The organism is Paenibacillus sp. FSL H7-0918 (assembly GCF_038007025.1).
Lineage (GTDB): Bacteria > Bacillota > Bacilli > Paenibacillales > Paenibacillaceae > Paenibacillus_AQ > Paenibacillus_AQ odorifer.
The window spans coordinates 162,182-180,747 of the sequence record NZ_JBBOWJ010000005.1 but is presented as its reverse complement, the minus strand read 5'-3'; the positions used below and the strand labels follow the sequence as shown (position 1 = coordinate 180,747).

The following is an 18,566-nucleotide window of genomic DNA, read 5'->3' as shown; positions in this document are numbered from 1 at the left end:
GAAGTGATAAATTGGAGTGAAGAAAGCCATGCTCGAAAAAGGTAAAATAAGTACTCGTCAGCTTACCATACTGGTTATGTTCCTTACGATCGGGGATTCCATTCTCGTAATCCCTCCCTCCACTTCACACTACGCCAGACAAAATGCCTGGATTTCCGCATTAATTGGTATGATCGTAGGTTTACTAGCCATCTATATGTACAGCAAGTTCGTAAAGTTGTACCCCAAACTAACGCTTATTGAGGCGATTCAAAAGGCTTTTGGAAAATGGATTGGGACTATTCTATCACTCTTGACCTTAATGTATTTTCTTATCGTCACCGTTGGAAGTATGCGAGAACTCAGTGAGTTCGTTACATCCGAAATATTACCGAGAACCCCTATTCCGGCTGTTTTAATCTTATTCATGGTGATCGTGATTATGGCTACACGACTAGGTATTGAAGTCATAGGACGAGCTGGAGAGATCTTTACACCTATGATTATTATCCTATTTCTGATTCTAACGGTCGCAATTATTCCTCAGATGGAGATTGTCAGATTACTGCCCATATTGGAGGATGGCATAAAACCAGTGTTGAGAGGGTCTATTTCCATTACGGCTTACACCTTTATAGAACCGGTTGTTTTTCTAATGTTTCTCCCTTATGTAAACCAACAACAAAAGATAACCAAAGGCTTACTACAAGGCTGTTTCTTAGGCGGTATTATTATCTTCCTGACGGTTACTATTTCCATATTAGTGCTGGGTCCAGATCTGACAACCAGGGATATCTATCCCAGTTATAACATTGCAAGGCGCATATCCGTTGGTGGTTTCTTCGAGCGGGTGGAAGCCATGATAGCACTACTTTGGATGTTAACCTTGTTTATAGAAGTTACCTTATACTTCTATGCTTTCGTTCTGGGGTTGTCTCAATTATTCAAACTAAAAGAGTACCGGGTGCTAACTCTACCCACAGGATTAATTTTGGTTACACTAGCACCTCTTATTGCGCCAAATTACACCTATTACAACAAAGTATTCGATAATTATTGGGTGTACTATGTTATAACCTTCGGGTTATTTCTACCTTTGGTGTTGTTAGGTGTGGGAATGTTTCGAAGGGCACTGGACAAAGGCTTAAAATCTCGAAGCTAAAGATGGGCTGGGAGACATGAATACCGAAAGATCTAACGGAGGATTAAACCATGAAACGAAGATCGCTTCTGATTTGTGTTCTTATTCTCATGCAAATATTTGTAACAGGTTGCTGGAGCCGCCGAGAATTAAATGATCTTGCGATTGCTGTAGGAATAGGTATCGATAAAATCGGAGATCAATATCAAGTTTCTGCGCAAGTGGTCTTACCCAGTCAAATCGCTGGCTCAAAGGGGGGCTCTCCTCAGGCACCAGTCAACCTTTATAAAGCGACGGGAAATACCGTATATGAAGCCCTTAGAAAAATCACAACCGTTAGTCCACGTAAAATTTATATCTCTCATTTACGAATCCTAGTCCTTGGCGAGGATTTGGCTAAAGAGGGAATCAGCGATGTTCTTGATTTCATGTCAAGAGACAACGATACGCGAAATGATTATTTTATAGTGGTAGCAAAGGATGCGAGGGCAGAAGATGCGTTGAAAATATTAACCAGTCTTGAAAAGATTCCTGCCGTGCGATTGTTTTCCAGTCTGGAAACCTCTGAGAAAAATTGGGCACCTACATCTACTGTGACATTAGGAACCCTAATTACAGAACTTGTGAGTAAAGGTAAAAATCCAGTCTTAACAGGTGTTGTCATCGATGGAAGTGTAGATGAAGGAGAAACTCCGAAGAATGTTGAAACGGTAGACTCTCCAACGGAATTGAAATACTCCGGATTGGCCATATTCAAGGAGGACAAATTGATTGGCTGGCTAAATCCAGAGGAATCAAAAGTGTATAACTATTTAACCAATAAAGTAAGGAGCACTGTTTTCTATATCCAATGTCCCGAAGGTAAAAAGGTTTCACTTGATGTATTTGAAGCCCGTTCCAAAATGAAAGGCAGCATCCATAGTGGCAAACCAGAAATCACTATTGAGCAGCATTTAGAATCAGATTTAGGAGAGGTACAATGCAGAAATCTTGATCTAAGGGACCCAAAGACCATCACTCAATTAGAACAAATCGCCAATAAAAAAGTAATAAATCTATTCGAAGCTACAATTAAAAAGGTACAAACTGAATACAAAAGTGATATTTTTGGATTCGGCGAAATCATCCATCGTTCTAACCCGCAGGCGTGGAAGAAACTGCGAAACAATTGGGATGAGACCTTTGTTAACCTTCCAGTAAGCGTAAAGATGGATATTAAGATTCGCCTGTTAGGGAAAGTGACTAACTCTTTCCTAGAAGAGGCGAAGTGATGAATTGGAGTGAACAAAACCATGTTGGAAAAGGGAAAAATAAGTACTCGCCAGCTAACCTTACTGGTTATGCTCCTTACTATTGGGGATTCCATCCTTATAATCCCTTCTTCATCCACACACTACGCCACACAAAACGCCTGGATTTCAGCTTTAATTGGAATGGCATTAGGTTTGCTGGCCAACTATATGTACAGCAAGTTCGCAAAGTTATATCCCAAATTAACGCTTATTGAGGCCATTCAAAAGGTCTTCGGAAAATGGCTTGGGACTATTCTATCGCTTATGACTTTATTGTTTTTTCTTATAGTTATCGCTGGAAGTATGAGGGAGATCAGTGATTTTGTGATTTCAGAAATGTTGCCTGGAACTCCTATCCCGGCCATCCTGCTCTTATTTATACTTATCGTAATTATGGCAACGCGGCTCGGTATTGAGGTTATCGGACGAGCGGGAGAGATCTTCACTCCAATGGTCGTTATCCTATTTCTGATCCTGACGGTCGCAATTGTTCCTCAGATGGAAATTATCAGAATATTCCCCATCCTGGAAGATGGAATAAAGCCAGTACTGAGAGGGACTATTCCCATTACGGCCTACACTTTTTTAGAACCAGTCGTCTTTCTAATGATACTTCCTTATGTAGATAAACAACAAAAGATAACAAGGAGTTTTTTACAAGGCACCCTCCTAGGGGGGACTGTAATTTTCATAACGCTCATCGTCTCCATACTGGTCTTAGGTCCGGATCTGACGGCCAGAGATATATATCCCAGCTATAACATCGCAAGGCGCATATCTGTTGGTGGAATCTTTGAGCGGGTGGAAGCCATGATAGCTCTACAGTGGATGTTAACTTTCTTTATAAAAGTAACTTTGTATTTCTATGCTTTTATTCTGGGGTTGTCCCAATTATTAAAATTGAAGGAGTATCGAGTGTTATCCTTACCGACAGGGTTGATTTTGGTCGCACTAGCACCTCTTATAGCCCCAAATTACACTTATTACGGCGAAATTTTTGATAATTATTGGGTGTATTATGTTATAACCTTTGGGTTATTTCTACCCCTGGTTTTGTTAAGCGTAGTAATGTTCAGAAGAGCACTGAGCAAAGACTTAATATCTCGAAACTAGATGGTTTGGGAGGTTGTGAATATTGGGTATAGTAGTGATTCTCATAGTTGTAGCCGTTATAGCAGCCATTGAAGTTCCCCTGATGTGGAGGAAAAAATTAATCAAGGAGATGTGGGTTTTCTCATTTCTTCTGTTGCTGGGAACTTTCTTCAGTCTTATTAATGCGTTACATATTTCGGTCTCTAACCCATTGGGATGGATGATATTTATCTATAAACCCGTCTCCGATATGGTAAATGCCTGGTTATCCTAAAATGGGACTGAACCATTCCCTTGAGATGGCTTAGTCCCCATGATTAAACGACATTGCCAAATCAGCAAGCGCCCTAAAGTTTGTTGCTAGCCGTTCACGCGCCAGCCAGTAATAGACTTCCTGGCCTCTCTTTTTATGGTCAACAATGCGGGCATCCCGTAGGATTTTGAGATGATGTGAAATCGCTGGCCTGCTTATTTCGAATTCACCTGCAATTTCCCCAACATTCAGCCGACCTTTATTCCCTAATAACGTAACAATCCGAATCCGAGTAGGATCACCAAATGCGGTGAGAAACCGTGTGATGCTGTTGATATCGTTAGGTTTAATCTCTTGCGGTTCTATCTCCCCACCCCGATTCGTAAATAAACTTAAACATACTCACTTGTTGAAACTACAATAAAGACCTTGTAGATTCTCTAACTATTAATTCTGCCGGGAAAATCTGATGCGCATGCTTAACCTTCTTATTGATGAGATCAAAAAGAATCTTAATCGTAGCTTCCGCAATCTCCACTACCGGCTGTTTGATGGTAGTAATAGAAGGATTATAATAGAAGGAAATATCCAATCCGTCATAACCAGCCACAGAGTAATCTTCCGGGACTTGCTTGCCCGCTTCAAATATTGCCTTACAGGCGCCGATAGCCATACTATCTGATAAGGTAAAAATAGCGGTGAACTCTTCACCTAACTCTAGCAATTCTTTTGTAACCGCATACCCATTTTCCATACTGTAACTGTCGATATCCTCTTTCATCCGCCGCACTAGCCGCTCATTATAAGCGATTCCATGATCAGCTAAAGCCCTTTTATAACCTTCATATCTTAACTTACCGATACTTACATCTTCTTCTGGTGCAGTAATGACTGCGATTTTCTCATGCCCCAGATTACATAAATAGTCCACAATCTTATAGCTCTCATTAAAGTCATCGACAGATACAGAAGAATAGTCGCTCAAATCAAACTCTTCCGTCATTCCGATCGTACTAAGGACAAATGGAACCGTTAATTGCTGTAATTTCTCTTGAGAGTGTGAGAATAGCCCTCCTAAAAAGACAATTCCCTTCAGCCTTTTTTCTTTCTCCAGCTCAATCGCCACTTCGATCTCATCTTGATTCTCATCAACTCGTTGTAGGATGAAGGAGTATTTCTTGCGTTGAATCTCTTTTTCGAACACTTTGATCATCGGGCTAAAAAATGGATTGGATATCCCTTTAATCAATACTGCAATCGTTTTCGAATCAGAACGTTTTAAATTTCTTGCACTGTTGTTCGGGACATAATGATTTTCTTTGATAACCCTCATAACCATCGCTTTTGTTTCTTCATTAATATCCGGATGATTGTTAATAGCCCTTGATACAGTAGTCACGCCAACACCGCATAATTTGGCGATGTCTATAATAGTCAGTCTCTCCATTTCTATCTATCCTTTACTTGTTAGTATCTATCAAACTCCTTAATCCTTATTCAACTTCATAGTCAAAATAAGAAAGCAGGGGATTCCTGATGGTCACCCACCAAGAAAAACACCCTACTCGCTTCTTACATGAATATTAATTTATTTAACGAGGTAGATCAAGCTTAACCCTTAACCGCACCTGCAACGACACCTTCGATGATGTACTTTTGACAAGTCAGGTAGAAAATGATGATTGGCACAATAGCTAAGACCAGCATCGCCATCATAGCTCCCATGTCAATCGATCCGTATCCACCTTTTAGGTACTGGATCGCAATAGGAATCGTTTTATATTCTGTACCAATCAGCAGGTCTGGCAATAGGAAGTCGTTCCATACCCACATTACATTAAGGATAGCTACAGTTACAGCAATAGGTTTCAGGATGGGCAATACCACTTTAAAGAAGGCCTGAGGTGGATTACAGCCATCAATCATTACCGCTTCTTCAACCTCAAGCGGGATAGACTTCACAAATCCGCTAAACATAAACACAGACAGCCCTGATCCAAACCCTAAATAGATTAAGATAATCCCAATCGGATTGTCGAGATGCAGCACGTTTGCAGTCTTAGTCATTGTGAACATAACCATTTGGAAAGGCACGATCATCGAGAATACAAACGCATAATACATCATGCCTGTGAATTTGGACTTCACCCGGGTAATGTACCATGCAGTCATGGAAGTAAATAACACGATCACAGCCACCGAGCATACCGTAATAAACAAGGACATTCCGAAGGCACTGAAGAAATCAATCTTTGCTGCACCACTAGTATAGTTCTTTAAACCAACAAACGTAGTCTCATTAGGGAATAAGAACGGCGTATCACTAATGTAGAACTTACCCTTGAAGGAGTTCATCAGAACAATAAAAATAGGAGATAAGAACGCAATGGCCAAGACCAACAAAATGGTGAATATAGAGTAATCTTTTGCTCTAGTCTTTTGCATTAGTTCTCAACCTCCTTTCTTCTAGTAATGACAAGTTGTATTAAGGCGATTAAGGCTACTAAAGCAAAGAATACGACGGCTTTCGCTTGACCGACACCTTCCCATCCTGATTTTCCGTAGAATGTATTGTAGATGTCCAGTGCTAACATGGAGGTCTGCTTAGAAGGAGCACCAGCGGTCAACGCTAAGTTCTGGTCAAACAATTTAAATGAATTGGATAAGGTTAAGAATAAACAAATAGTAATGGACGGCATTACGAGTGGAATAGTCACATTACGCAAAATCTTAGAACGTGAAGCTCCATCAATTCTTGCGGCTTCTACTATATCTTTAGGAACATTCTGAATACCTGCAACATAGATAATCATCATGTACCCTATCAATTGCCAATTCATAAGAACGATTAGTCCCCAAAATCCATACGTTGCATCAGAGGTCAAAGTGACACCAAATTTGTACAAAATCCCATTAAAAATCAACTGCCAGATGTATCCTAATACGATACCGCCTATCAAGTTAGGCATAAAGAAGATCGTTCTAAATACGTTGGTACCTTTTAGCTTTCTAGTTAATAACATCGCCAAGATGAAGGCGAACACATTAATAGTAAGAACAGATAAAACTGTGAATTTAACGGTGAAACCTAATGCATTTAGAAACTCTTGATTCGAAAAAGCTTTAGCGTAATTGCCAAACCCTATCCATGTTGCATCATTGACTGTAGTAAACTCTGTAAAAGACAAATATATACCCAAAAGAAAAGGGATCACAAAGGCAATTCCAAAGGCTATTATGGTCGGTAATGCAAAAAGAGCAAAATATTTTTTTATCGATTTTTCCATGGAGTCTTCTCCTATCTCAGTATGGAAAATGATGAAACAGATGTAGCAAGATCCACTCCAATTGTTGCTTAGTGCCACTGAATCCCGAGGGAGCCCAGTGGCACTAAGCTTTTATCTGTATGACAACTGAGAGTTATTCAAGCATCTTTCCATGCATTTATTATTTTGCTTTTTCAGCCTTCCAAGTGTCCTTGAAGATGGTTACAACTTCATCCCAAGTTTTGTTTCCTTGAGCGTATTGCAAGAGCGCATCACCAAAGACGTTTTTGAATTCTTCACTTGGGAATGCTGCGAATGTCCAAGCTACAGAAGTAAGATCTTTTTCCATCCAAGCAGATACTTCTTTAGCAAGTGGATCTGCTGGTTTTTCGCTGTCTTCAAAGGTATTGAATGGTGCGATGAAACCTAGATCGTTAGTTACATAAGCTTTACCTTTTTCACTGGAGAACAACCATTCCAGGAAAGCGATAGAAGCTTGTTGGTTCTCAGCAGATACTTTGCTGTTGATTGCGAAATAGTTTTCTGTACCTACAGCCAAACCTTGTTTTTCTTCGCCTTCCATACCTGTGTAGATAGGCAAGAATTTGATTTCTTCAGCTTTAACTACGTTACCGTCAACATCGTTGATTTGTGACCAAGCCCAGTTACCATTTTGAACCATAGCTGCGTTACCAAGTGCAAATTCAGCCATGGAGTCAGCTACGGATTTACTACCCAGCAAGGATTCTTTAGTTACAGAGTTCTTGATGTACAGATCGAAGATGTTTTTAAATTTATCGTTGTATTTGAATTCAACTTCTTTAGAAGCTAGACCCGCAAGAACGGTGTTGTCAAACTCAGTATTGTCTTTGAATTCATAGTACAGCGGCAAGTTTGCAAGGTGAGTCTGCCATCTCCATTGCTCACCAGCAGCGAGGGAAGTGGAGGCGAATACACCTTTAATGCCCAGTTGGTCTTTTTTAGCCGTCATATCTTCTACTACTGCTTTCAAAGTGTCGAAGTTATTGATCTCAGTTGTGGAGGAGATCGATACCGCTTTATCAGCCAAAGCGAAGTATTTCTTCATAATTGCGTCGTTGTAGATGATGCCGTATCCTTCAACTACGTAAGGGATACCATACACGCCTTCACCTTCAGTTACAGCCAAGCTTTTGTCGGACAGATAGCTGTAAAGCTTAGTATCTTTCAAATCCAAGGTGTAATCTTTCCAGGATTGAAAACCAACAGGTCCGTTAATTTGGAAAATAGTTGGCGCTTCAGACTTGGAGATTTCGGATTTCAATTTAGTTTCGTAAGTACCCGCAGCAGCCGTTACGACTTTTACCTTAACTCCTGTCTCTGCTTCGTAATCCTTAGCGATCTTTTCATATATTTCTGCAATCTCAGGTTTGAAGTTCAAGAAATAAACTGACCCTTTTTTACCAGATGTAGCGTTTCCATCATTGGATGCAGAATTATTTTCTTTATTTCCACATCCTGCCGCTAAGACAACAACCATAGACATTACTAACATGAGCCCTAAATATTTTTTGATATTCTTCATTCTTCTTCCCCCTCGTACTTTTTATTAGATTACTTCGCATGAAGACGTTCCGATGCTGTTAGTGAAAATTATGTCAGCGTTTTCATTTGCTTAAGTAATCCCCAGCCTACTTTTTGGTATCCTTCTCGGTATCCTTATCGGTAACGTTTTCAATTGAAATATTAGCACACCATTTTGAACTTTTCAATAGCCAATCTTTTAGAATCATTTTATGGAAAAACTGCCCACGGCAAACCTTGCAAGCGTTATAATAGATTCATCCTTATTCATGAATGGTGAATGCTTAGGACATACTAATGGTTAACGACCCATTAAATAACTATGAATAGGTGATTGCATATTTTATCTCTGATCGAACAGTATGAGCTACAATTCTCCAATAATAATTATTTTGGCGATATCGGGGTAGATCCCTCTTACTCCATTGTAGAAGGCTCCCTTCCTGTACTAGTCTCAGCTCCACATGCCATTAATCATTTTCGAGAACATGCTGTAAAACCAGCTGACATGTATACAGGCTCCCTTGCCCTCTTGTTACAAAAGCTCACCAATTGCTACTGTATTTATTCGAATAGCTTTTCCAAAGAAGACCCAAATTACATCTTAGGTGGAGAATATAAGGCTGCGCTACGAGCGCTTGTCAAAGAACATCGCATTCAGTTTGTGATCGATCTGCACGGAGCTTCCAAACTTCGAGAGTTTGATATTGACCTAGGGACACTGTACGGAACCTCTATACGAGAGAATAATTTAAATGACGTCATAGGCATCTTTAACAATAATGGTATTACCAATGTTCGACAAAATCATACATTTTCTGCATCCCATCCTGGAACAATTACTTCATATTGCGCTAAGGAATTGTTAGTTCAAAGTATTCAAATTGAAATTAATCGAAATTATCGTAACCCGAATGCGTTTGATTTATTCCAAAAAACCATTCATTCCCTTGAACAAATCATTAAACTATTGGGCGGTGTCTGACATTATTATCGAGCAAACCTTTACTATTCTAGACAAACAAAGCCTTCAACCTCGTGAAGAAATCACAATGAACTCCGAAGAGTTAAAGGAATTAGGTTTAGTCCAGCATATCTTCGTTGATCTTACAGCAGAGAATGGTGTCAAAGTCAGCTGTTTAATTTTATCGGCAGATGAGGTGCCAAGAGGTACAATCCAATTATCCAAGCGGGCAAAGGACAAGCTCGGGGACTGCCTGACTACAGGATTAACAATAACGAAGCCAGAATACGACACAGTTCTTCGGGGAATTCCTAAAGTGGACGAGATTGCCAAACCCTATGTAAAAGCCTGTCCAGCACTCGTCCGTAAATATACGAATCAAGTAGAACTTATCAATCCCAAAAATGGCTTCCGGGTAAACCTAACTTTACGAGAAGATAGCACAGCCAAACCGAATACCCTTTACTTCAACAGATACATCATGTTATTGCTTGAAACCCATTCCGAGGGGCATGATCCATTAATCATTACTCGCGCTAGGACGCGTTTTCAACCCAAGCCAGGCATACATAAACTTATAAATCAACTGATCCAACGGCCCTTAAGTGCATTAGGGAACTTTTTTATTGGCAAAAGAGAGCTCACCCTCAGAGTGGGTCATCCTTACCCTTTTGATGAGCACCAGAATTTATGCAGAATTCATCCGAATGTTAGAAAACTGCTAGGCATGGAAGAAACAGATCAGATCGTGATCTCCTATAATTCCAAACAAATCACCATCCCCATCTTAGACATCGATACGGAGCATATTGCCCAGTCAGTCAAGCTTCATGCGGATAATGAGCAGCTTAAATTTATCGACAGCCACTTATTTATCGGGATCACCGCCTTATCGCGTAACGAGTTAGAAATCCCAAGCATCGGCACATCAGTTACCGTAAAAAGAAGTATGTACTCCTTATTCCTAAAGCACTTAAATAAACTAGTCTTACCTGTTATCGCTTTGTTGTTCACCATAGTACAGCTATATAAGGATTTGAACTGGAGCATCGCTCTGACCGTCATCATTTCTCTTGTGTTACTTCCGATTATCATCTACACAACACTATCTGAGGAACGCGCCAAAATTAATTAAATGGAGGGATTTCCGTGGAATTCACTTCACAATCCCAAGTAGAAGATATGATCTACAGCTCTTACCTAAGGGCCATTAACAACATTACAGAAACTTTGGATGAAGAAGTTAGAAAACCGGAGTTAACCAGAGCATTACTGGATGCAGTCGGAAGTCCGGATCGCAATCAAAAATACATACTGGTCACAGGCAGTAAAGGTAAGGGCTCCACCTCTAGATTTATTTCCTCTCTGTTAAGTCACTTGGGATATAAAGTGGGGTTATTCACCTCCCCTCACCTGGTAGATTTCAACGAAAGAATCCGGATTAATGGGCAGGCAATAGCCACAGAAGATTTTGTACGATTAGGTAATGTAATTCGCGGGGGCTTCCACCAGATCGAAGAGCAGCTTGCTGCTGATGAATATCAAGGTCCGGTTGGGGTTGCTTTGGCTATTGCGGCTTTGTACTTTAAGGAGAAGGGTACAGATATCAATGTGATTGAATGCGGTAGAGGAGGAAGGTTTGATGACACCAATGTCCTGAGCAATGACTGGGCTGTCATTACCCCGATTATGGAAGAGCATGTAGCCCATTTGGGACCTGATCTGAACAGCATTACACTGCACAAGCTGGGGATTGTCAAAAACAACACAACAAACGTCTATGTTAGCAAACAGAAATCCGACGTTCTTGCGATCATGAAGGACAACCTCTCCTCCAACCCTGTGCAATATTATGAAGAACAGTTTTTAGCTGAATCTATCACCACCACTTCTGTCGGAACTACTTTTGATGTCCGGACGAAGTCAGCCGTTTATCCATCCTTGACCCTCCCGCTATTGGGACAGTTTCAAGCGGTCAATGCTGCCAGCGCAGTCGCACTTTGTGAAGAGATTACAGGGGGACCCCTTGATCAGGAGATCGTACATCACTGTTTTGAACAATTACAATGGCCGGGGCGTTGTGAAGTTATCTGTCATGACCCACTGACGATTATTGACGGAGCTATTCATAGAGATTCTGCAAGCTATCTGGCTGAACTTATTCAATTAGTGAATCCTGAGCGCAGCCGTACCGTCACATCCATCATCGGTGTCCCTAAGGATAAAGATTACACAGGGGTCATCGAAGTCATGAGTACAGTCTCGGATCAACTAATCGTAACCAAACCCGATATAAGCCATCTAATTTTCCCTACGGATGCTCCGCTTATCGCTAAAAGTTTTCTCGAAAAAAGTTCCGAATTCCCTTATTTAGAGGACGCTCTTACGTATATTAAAGAACAATCACCTTCCGAGATTATTGTAATCGTGGGTACGCAAACTCTAATCGGAAATGCCAAAAGATTATTCGGGCAATCGCTGCTGAATATCGGCTTATAACTGATTCATACGCTGAAGAATAACCTCCCTGTAAAGGTCTGAGAGGCCAGGTACTTCACTTGGATTTTGTTTGCAATATTCATCTAACATTACCTTATGATTGACTTCGATCACCAACAAGCCTTGATTTGTCTCTAAGATATCTACTGAGCAGAAATCAAGGCCCAGCGCTTTAGAGGTCCGGGAGGCAAGCTCCGCCAGCGCCTCTTGTTTGACCTGATCTTTCACCTCAATCGTAACAGCTCCGTTAATCAAATTGTGCTTCCACGAACGAACTCTTTTTTTGCCAAGGAATACACGCGCCTGATGATTAAAAGTTACAATTCTATACTCAATCTCCGCTTCATAATAAGGACCTATTGCCCCATTAAGCTGTAAAGAAAATAATAAATCCAGCTTTTCGTGCAGATCGGCTATCTCATTGATTTTGTACACATGATTTCCCTGCGCCCCGTTATCCTGCTTCATAACTACCTCCCCATTGCATGCTTGGAAATAACGCTCAGCCAATGGATAAGGATTCAAATTGCTAAATTTGGAGTCTGGATGCGGCAAATAAATATGTTCTACGGCTGGGATATTCGCCTTATGCAAAACATCATAAGTTAGAGATTTACTCATGGCAATGATCGTAGAAGCACTGTTGTTTAGTCCGATCTCAGCGTCTACCATCACAAATGATTTCACTCCATCTGTCGCTCTATATACGAAATTCGGTGTAATTTCCTCAAAGCTAATCCCTGAGGCTGTAACAGAATGCTGGATCATTTTTAAGTAAGGTCTAGTCGTCATTCAGTTTCCTCATTTCTAACAAAATATAACCAAACCTAATCATAGCATGAGGAATATTAATAAAAAATAATAAAATTGCGTTATAATAGTTAACACAATAATCTCCCGAATCTTATTTCAGGTCCCTTTTTCACAAAAATGACAGACTGTATGTTACGTTTAATGACTGACAGCGCTTTTATAGTTAAAATAAGTGTTGATTATTTAGTGATCATCCTCTATGATAAGCTTATTAAAGCGAATCAAAAAGTTAAAGCGGTTAAACTTTAATCTCTAGGTACCTAGTATTATTGCTAATTAATAGTGTTAGTATGATCAAAAGTTAAAGCGCTTATACTTTTAAAACGAGAGGTTGGTGTGTCATGATCAATCGCGAGAACAGGCGGCAGACGTTCTACATGTATCTGTTCATTTCTCCTTGGATTATCGGCTTCCTAGTATTCGCCCTTTATCCTATCTTATCATCGCTTTACTTCAGCTTTACTGATTATGACATCATACACCCACCTAAATTTATCGGGCTCGCTAACTACACAGAGATGTTTCACAATGACCTGTTCTGGAAATCGGTGGTTGTCACGCTGAGATATACCTTCATCGGTGTACCTATCCAGCTTGCACTCGGTCTTGGCTTTGCACTATTGCTTCACCAGACCATTCCTTTGCGCGGCTTTTTCAGAACAGCAATGTATTTTCCAAGCATGGTATCCGGCGTGGCCATGTCCCTGCTGTGGTACTGGATCTTCAACCCGCAGATCGGGCTCTTTAATTACATCCTTTCCTGGTTCGGCATTCATGGACCGGCTTGGCTGATGAACCCAGACACTGCACTATATGCCTTGATCATCATGACCTTCTGGACAGCAGGCTCAGGAATGATTTTATTCCTCGCAGGTCTGCAAGGCGTACCGGCTAGCTTGATCGAAGCCGCTAACCTTGACGGTGCCGGGCGCTTCAGAATCTTCCTGAACATTACCTTACCGATGATCTCTCCCGTGCTGCTCTTCCAACTGATTATGGGACTAATTGATTCCTTCCAAGTCTTTACCCAAGCTTTTGTCATGACTCAAGGGGGGCCGAATTACTCTACCTGGTTCTATGTCTATAATCTCTACACCAGCGCTTTCAAAGAATATCGTGCCGGTTATTCCTCAGCCTTGGCATGGGTGCTCCTTATCGTAGTTATGCTCTGCACCGCACTAATTATGAAATTGTCTAACCGTTATGTTCACTATGAAGGAGGCGGACGCAAATGAGTACAGTCAGAGCGCTAAGCCCCCGGACTAAAGGAACAAAACGCCGCCGGAAAGCGGAGCCTGTTAAGATTTTCAGCTTTATTACTCTAGTAGTTACAACATTTCTGATGCTGCTTCCTTTGTTCTTCATGGTCTCCACTTCACTTAAGTCCAAACGCGAGATGCTGAAGTTCCCACCCACCTTTCTTCCGGAGAGCTGGCAGTGGAGCAATTACACAGAAATATTTGATACCCTGCAGTTCGGTACTCTTTATAAAAACAGTCTGATTATCGCCGGCTTTAGTGTTGTGGGAACCTTGATTTCTTCGGCGCTGGTTGCCTATGGATTCGCCAGATTCAGAGGTACAGGTAATCAGGTGTGGTTCATCCTGCTGCTGAGCACCATGATGTTACCCTATCCGGCCATTATGATTCCGCAATTTGTACTCTTTTCGCAAATGAACTGGATAGATACCTTTTTACCCCTGATCGTGCCTGCTTTCTTCGGCTCAGCCTATAATATTTTTCTGCTGCGCCAATTCTTCTCCACATTGCCTGAAGAGCTGTTTGATGCCGGACGCATTGATGGCTGTGGTGAAATACGGATGTGGGCTACCATAGCAATCCCACTCTCCAAACCTGCACTTGCGACCGTAGCTATCTTTGCTTTTATCTACAACTGGAATGATCTGCTTACGCCAGTCCTTTACTTAAGCTCATCAGATAAGTTCACGCTACCCGTCGGGATGGCTTCTCTTACCTCATCGAGGTTCCGCATTCCACCTTGGCATCTGCTAATGGTTGCTTCGGTTCTAGCTATGGTCCCAATCGTTACGCTGTTTGCTGTAGCCCAGAAACAGTTCGTCGAAGGGATTGTACTTACAGGGATTAAGTAATAATCCGCCATCCGGCGGCCAAATATACTTGAAATCATGGAGGGTTTAGCTAATGAACAAGAACAGGAAAAGTATTGCGCTTTTACTTGCAGCTACCATGCTCGTTGTTCTAGCCTTATCAGGCTGTAGCGGCGGCAAATCGGCGGGTAACGCCCTATCTGAAGGAAACGGTGGCTCTACTAATTCTGGAGGCAAAGCAGAAACGGTAACGATTACCCATTACACAATAGATTCAGAAGACCGCACATTTGTCGAAAAATTAATCCCTGATTTCGAGAAGCAGCATCCGAATATTAAAGTGAAAGTGGAAAAAGCGCCATATGAGCAGTTCGACAGCAAGCTGCAAACGCTAATTGCCGGCGGCAAATCGCCCGACGTGACAAGTCACTGGGGGTATGGAGGTTTCGCAGAATACTACAATAAGGGTATGTTGTTCGATATGACCGACCTTATGAAAGAGGATGGTTTCAAGGCAGAGGATTATAGTATCCCAGAGAATCTAATGGGTATCTACAAGGTTAAAGATCACACTTACGGCATCCCGGTCAATATGTATGTCACCTTAATGCTCTATAACAAAGACATGTTTGATGCTGCCAAACTGACTTATCCAACAAGCGATTATGAAGATAAGAGCTGGACGTTTGAAAAAATGGTCGACGAAGCTAAACAAATGACGCTTGTATCCGATGATATCGCCAAAACTCAATATGGCGTAGACTTCACTTGGTCCGAACGCGATATGCGGCCGTTATATTTTGGAGCGGAGCCTTACTCAGAAGATACATGGACTAATGGCGGCGTGCCTTCCGAGACTTATTTTGACTCCCCTGAAGTGATCGCTGCCTACAACAAGCTTTTTGATCTTGTCTTTAAGGATAAAGTCTCTCCTTCTTCCGAATGGAGCAAAAGTGTAGCTGGACAGAACGGCGATCCCTTTGTTGCTGGTAAAATCGGCATGTCTATCGGAGGCTCATGGAACCTTGCAGGTGCAAATGACTTCCCCTTCAAAATTGGCGTAGCCGCTGTACCATGGGGAGGAAACGAAAAGGTACGCAGCACCCTTTATGTCGATCCGCTGCTGATCTTGAAGGACTCCAAACATCCGAAGGAAGCTTTTGAATGGATCAAATACCTGATCACAAGCGAAGTGCAAGAGAAATCCATTGAGCTTAGTGGCGGTAACCCACCAGTCAACACCGAAGCTGCAGAAGCTTACTATAAACATTTTGAAGGTATCGATCCACAGGATATCAAAAATGTCTACGAGGGTGCTGTTAACTACGGCTTCGAATCCTATAACCACTTAATCACCAACTACTCGCAAATTAATGACATGTTCATTAATGAATTGCAGCCAGTAGAAACTGGACATAAGACGGTTGAAGAGGTGATGGCGACGATTCAGAAGAAGGTTACAGAGATCATTCAGCGATAACTGTTTGGCAGGTATACCGCCCCCTTTAGGGACGGTATACCTGCGTGAAATCATACGTTTAGCGGACAGTCTGCCAACCCTGTATACTGAAAGTAGAAAACAGGATCGGAAAATCTGCCGTGAGGAGAATTAAAGATGAAAGTTAGTATTTTTGATGTAGCCAAAAAATCCGGATTATCCGTTGTAACCGTATCCCGGGTGTTAAATGGGGCCGAATCGGTACGCGAGAATAATCGCCAAAAGGTGCTGGAGGCAATTAAAGAGCTGGATTACCGCCCTAATGCTGCGGCACGCAGTCTGGCAAGCGGTAAGACGGGAATTATCGGCATTATTGTCACTACCCTGCAAGATTCCTTTTTTGACGCAGTGGTCAAAGAGCTGAATGAAATATTAGCGATGCATGGTTATTTTTTAGCCATATCCATCTCAACAGGCATCGAATCGGATGATAGCCATTATTTAATTCAGGAGGATCGTGTAGACGGTTTAATTCTGCTCTCTCCGATGGAAGAGGACAATTATATTGTGGAGTTAAAACGGCGGGGTATTCCTTATGTGCTGATAGATAATCAGAAGCCCGAAAATGATACCTACTCCATCACGATCGACAACTTCAAGGGGGGATACGCAGCTACGCGTCATCTGCTGGAGCTGGGACATACTTCAATCGCTCATCTCTGCGGTCAGGAAATGTTCCGGAGTACGCGGGAGCGGCGCAGTGGATTTCTACAGGCGCTTCAGGAACAAGGGCTTGCCCCCTTTGAGATCGTGCCTGGTGATTTCGATATTGGGATGGGATACGAGACCTGTAAACGTTGGCTGAAGGAAGGAAAGCTGCCCACCGCCGTCTTCGCCGGGGATGACAATATCGCGCTTGGAGTCATCAATGCCCTGATGGAAGCGGGCATTCAGGTACCCGAAGAGGTGGCAGTGGTCGGCTATGACGATCATTATATTGCTTCACAGCTTCATCCACATCTGACAACAATACGTCAGCCTGCAGACAAAATCGGGCTGGCAGCCGCGGATATGCTGCTCAAACGCATCTCTGGAAAGATGAAACGTGGAGCCGGGATGCGGATTGATCCTGAACTTATCGTACGTGAATCTACCGGAGCTGAGTAGATTAAATTTATACACTAGGAGTGACGACCATTGACTTACTACTTGGGGATCGATGGGGGAGGCACGAAAACCTATGCTCTGCTAAGCGATGAACATGGCAATGTTCTTGGCAAAGGCAAGAGTGGTAACGGCAACCACCAGACAGGCGCCCTTGAGGCCGCCAACAGTATTCAAGAGGCCACATTCGGGGCGCTGGTTGAAGCCGGACTCCGGTTGGAAGACATCCAGCATACCTATCTCGGACTTGCCGGTGCTGATCGCGAGGCCGACTATGCTATTCTCCATCCGATGATACGCCAGATAGGATTCACCAAATACACCATTAACTGTGACACTATGATCGGTCTACGCGCCGGAACGAATCGCCCATATGGTGTCGCGCTCATCTGCGGCACCGGCACCAATTCAGCAGGCAGAAACCTGCAGGGAGAGCATTATCAATGCGGCGGCTTTGACTATATGTATGGTGATTTTGGCGGGGGTGGCGCACTCAATATTGAGGTGTTTCGTTCCGTTATCCGAGCTTGGGACGGCCGGGAACAGCCCACCTTATTAACAGGCTTACTGCTAAAAATGCTAGGTTATGAGGAAGTTGGGCATATGTTTCACGATTTCCTTGATCATTGGAAAAAAGTCCCCGTAAATGTTGCCCGCCTGCTCTTTGAAGCAGCAGCTGAAGGAGATGCCGTAGCGCTGGAGATTTTACATCGGCAAGGGGTTGAACTGGGTAAGTCTGCGGCAGCTATCATTCACAAGCTAGGCATGGAGCAGGAGGCCTTCGATGTGGTGCTGGCAGGAAGTCTGCTAACCCGAGGGGATCGCGGTTGGATTCGCCAGCCTATCGAGAAAGCTGTACACGCTGCAGCCCCTCAGGCAACCGTGGTTACCCTTGCCACAGAGCCTGTAGTCGGTGCAGTATGGTCAGCTATGGATCAAGATGGGTTGACCATTAGTAGTGAAGTATATGAGAAAATGCGGAAATTTCAGGATTATGAATCGATCAAACAAACTACAAGACAGGAGTGATTAAT

18 protein-coding genes are annotated in these 18,566 nt (G+C 42.4%); 12 read left to right on the top strand and 6 right to left on the bottom strand.

Annotated features, from left to right (window positions below; genetic code table 11):
• The first annotated feature begins 28 nt into the window (after window positions 1–28).
• Genes MHI15_RS28260 through MHI15_RS28245 form a run of 4 tightly spaced genes read left to right on the top strand, consistent with a single transcriptional unit; the run spans window position 29 to window position 3,778 of the window.
• Complete coding sequence (locus tag MHI15_RS28260; protein ID WP_076282651.1) at window positions 29–1,141, top strand: GerAB/ArcD/ProY family transporter; 1,113 nt, start codon at window positions 29–31, stop codon at window positions 1,139–1,141.
• A 50-nt stretch (window positions 1,142–1,191) separates the two neighbouring features.
• Entirely contained in the window at window positions 1,192–2,391 is a 1,200-nt protein-coding gene (locus tag MHI15_RS28255) for a Ger(x)C family spore germination protein (protein WP_076126972.1), read from the top strand.
• Between the two features lie 21 nt (window positions 2,392–2,412).
• Window positions 2,413–3,525, top strand: coding sequence for a GerAB/ArcD/ProY family transporter (locus tag MHI15_RS28250; RefSeq protein WP_076219030.1), 1,113 nt, complete (start codon window positions 2,413–2,415; stop codon window positions 3,523–3,525).
• Between the two features lie 22 nt (window positions 3,526–3,547).
• Window positions 3,548–3,778 carry a hypothetical protein gene (locus tag MHI15_RS28245; RefSeq protein ID WP_254847760.1) on the top strand — a complete coding sequence of 77 codons (231 nt, stop codon included), beginning with the start codon at window positions 3,548–3,550 and terminating at the stop codon, window positions 3,776–3,778.
• 30 nt (window positions 3,779–3,808) lie between these two features.
• Here MHI15_RS28245 and MHI15_RS30830 read toward each other — a convergent pair whose 3' ends face one another.
• From MHI15_RS30830 to MHI15_RS28225, 5 genes are all read right to left on the bottom strand, one after another.
• Window positions 3,809–4,084: an ArsR/SmtB family transcription factor gene (locus MHI15_RS30830; protein ID WP_370511611.1), complete on the bottom strand. Its 276-nt coding sequence runs from the start codon at window positions 4,082–4,084 to the stop codon at window positions 3,809–3,811.
• Window positions 4,085–4,172: 88 nt separating this feature from the next.
• Window positions 4,173–5,204: a LacI family DNA-binding transcriptional regulator gene (locus tag MHI15_RS28240; protein ID WP_076126967.1), complete on the bottom strand. Its 1,032-nt coding sequence runs from the start codon at window positions 5,202–5,204 to the stop codon at window positions 4,173–4,175.
• Between the two features lie 164 nt (window positions 5,205–5,368).
• The gene (locus MHI15_RS28235) at window positions 5,369–6,202 is read right to left on the bottom strand and encodes a carbohydrate ABC transporter permease (protein ID WP_076126965.1); all 834 of its coding nucleotides are present in this window, start codon (window positions 6,200–6,202) and stop codon (window positions 5,369–5,371) included.
• Window positions 6,202–7,044: a carbohydrate ABC transporter permease gene (locus MHI15_RS28230; RefSeq protein WP_036687240.1), complete on the bottom strand. Its 843-nt coding sequence runs from the start codon at window positions 7,042–7,044 to the stop codon at window positions 6,202–6,204. The genes MHI15_RS28235 and MHI15_RS28230 overlap by 1 nt, the downstream gene beginning before the upstream one ends.
• A gap of 160 nt (window positions 7,045–7,204) precedes the next feature.
• Window positions 7,205–8,587, bottom strand: coding sequence for an ABC transporter substrate-binding protein (locus tag MHI15_RS28225; RefSeq protein ID WP_076126963.1), 1,383 nt, complete (start codon window positions 8,585–8,587; stop codon window positions 7,205–7,207).
• A gap of 333 nt (window positions 8,588–8,920) precedes the next feature.
• Here MHI15_RS28225 and MHI15_RS28220 point away from each other — a divergent pair, with 333 nt between their 5' ends.
• The 3 genes from MHI15_RS28220 to MHI15_RS28210 are packed head-to-tail and all read left to right on the top strand — an operon-like array spanning window position 8,921 to window position 12,049.
• On the top strand, window positions 8,921–9,571 hold the full coding sequence (locus MHI15_RS28220) for an N-formylglutamate amidohydrolase (protein ID WP_076192573.1): 651 nt from the start codon (window positions 8,921–8,923) through the stop codon (window positions 9,569–9,571).
• Window positions 9,537–10,685: a hypothetical protein gene (locus MHI15_RS28215; protein WP_179088767.1), complete on the top strand. Its 1,149-nt coding sequence runs from the start codon at window positions 9,537–9,539 to the stop codon at window positions 10,683–10,685. Before MHI15_RS28220 ends, MHI15_RS28215 begins: the two co-directional genes overlap by 35 nt.
• Before the next feature lie 14 nt (window positions 10,686–10,699).
• On the top strand, window positions 10,700–12,049 hold the full coding sequence (locus MHI15_RS28210) for a bifunctional folylpolyglutamate synthase/dihydrofolate synthase (protein ID WP_341165162.1): 1,350 nt from the start codon (window positions 10,700–10,702) through the stop codon (window positions 12,047–12,049).
• On the opposite strand, the gene MHI15_RS28205 is transcribed toward MHI15_RS28210, so the two are convergent.
• Window positions 12,044–12,841 carry an ATP-grasp domain-containing protein gene (locus MHI15_RS28205; RefSeq protein WP_076126956.1) on the bottom strand — a complete coding sequence of 266 codons (798 nt, stop codon included), beginning with the start codon at window positions 12,839–12,841 and terminating at the stop codon, window positions 12,044–12,046. The genes MHI15_RS28210 and MHI15_RS28205 overlap by 6 nt on opposite strands.
• A gap of 362 nt (window positions 12,842–13,203) precedes the next feature.
• Between MHI15_RS28205 and MHI15_RS28200 the strand changes: the two genes are divergently transcribed.
• From MHI15_RS28200 to MHI15_RS28180, 5 genes are all read left to right on the top strand, one after another.
• Window positions 13,204–14,097: a carbohydrate ABC transporter permease gene (locus MHI15_RS28200; RefSeq protein ID WP_036687229.1), complete on the top strand. Its 894-nt coding sequence runs from the start codon at window positions 13,204–13,206 to the stop codon at window positions 14,095–14,097.
• Window positions 14,094–14,972, top strand: coding sequence for a carbohydrate ABC transporter permease (locus MHI15_RS28195; RefSeq protein ID WP_038568194.1), 879 nt, complete (start codon window positions 14,094–14,096; stop codon window positions 14,970–14,972). The genes MHI15_RS28200 and MHI15_RS28195 overlap by 4 nt, the downstream gene beginning before the upstream one ends.
• Before the next feature lie 52 nt (window positions 14,973–15,024).
• A complete protein-coding gene (locus MHI15_RS28190; protein WP_076192581.1) occupies window positions 15,025–16,410 on the top strand; it encodes an ABC transporter substrate-binding protein in 1,386 nt (461 codons plus the stop codon).
• A gap of 135 nt (window positions 16,411–16,545) precedes the next feature.
• Window positions 16,546–17,535, top strand: coding sequence for a LacI family DNA-binding transcriptional regulator (locus tag MHI15_RS28185; RefSeq protein ID WP_076305126.1), 990 nt, complete (start codon window positions 16,546–16,548; stop codon window positions 17,533–17,535).
• 30 nt (window positions 17,536–17,565) lie between these two features.
• The gene (locus MHI15_RS28180; protein WP_341165161.1) at window positions 17,566–18,561 is read left to right on the top strand and encodes an N-acetylglucosamine kinase; all 996 of its coding nucleotides are present in this window, start codon (window positions 17,566–17,568) and stop codon (window positions 18,559–18,561) included.
• Window positions 18,562–18,566: the final 5 nt, after the last annotated feature.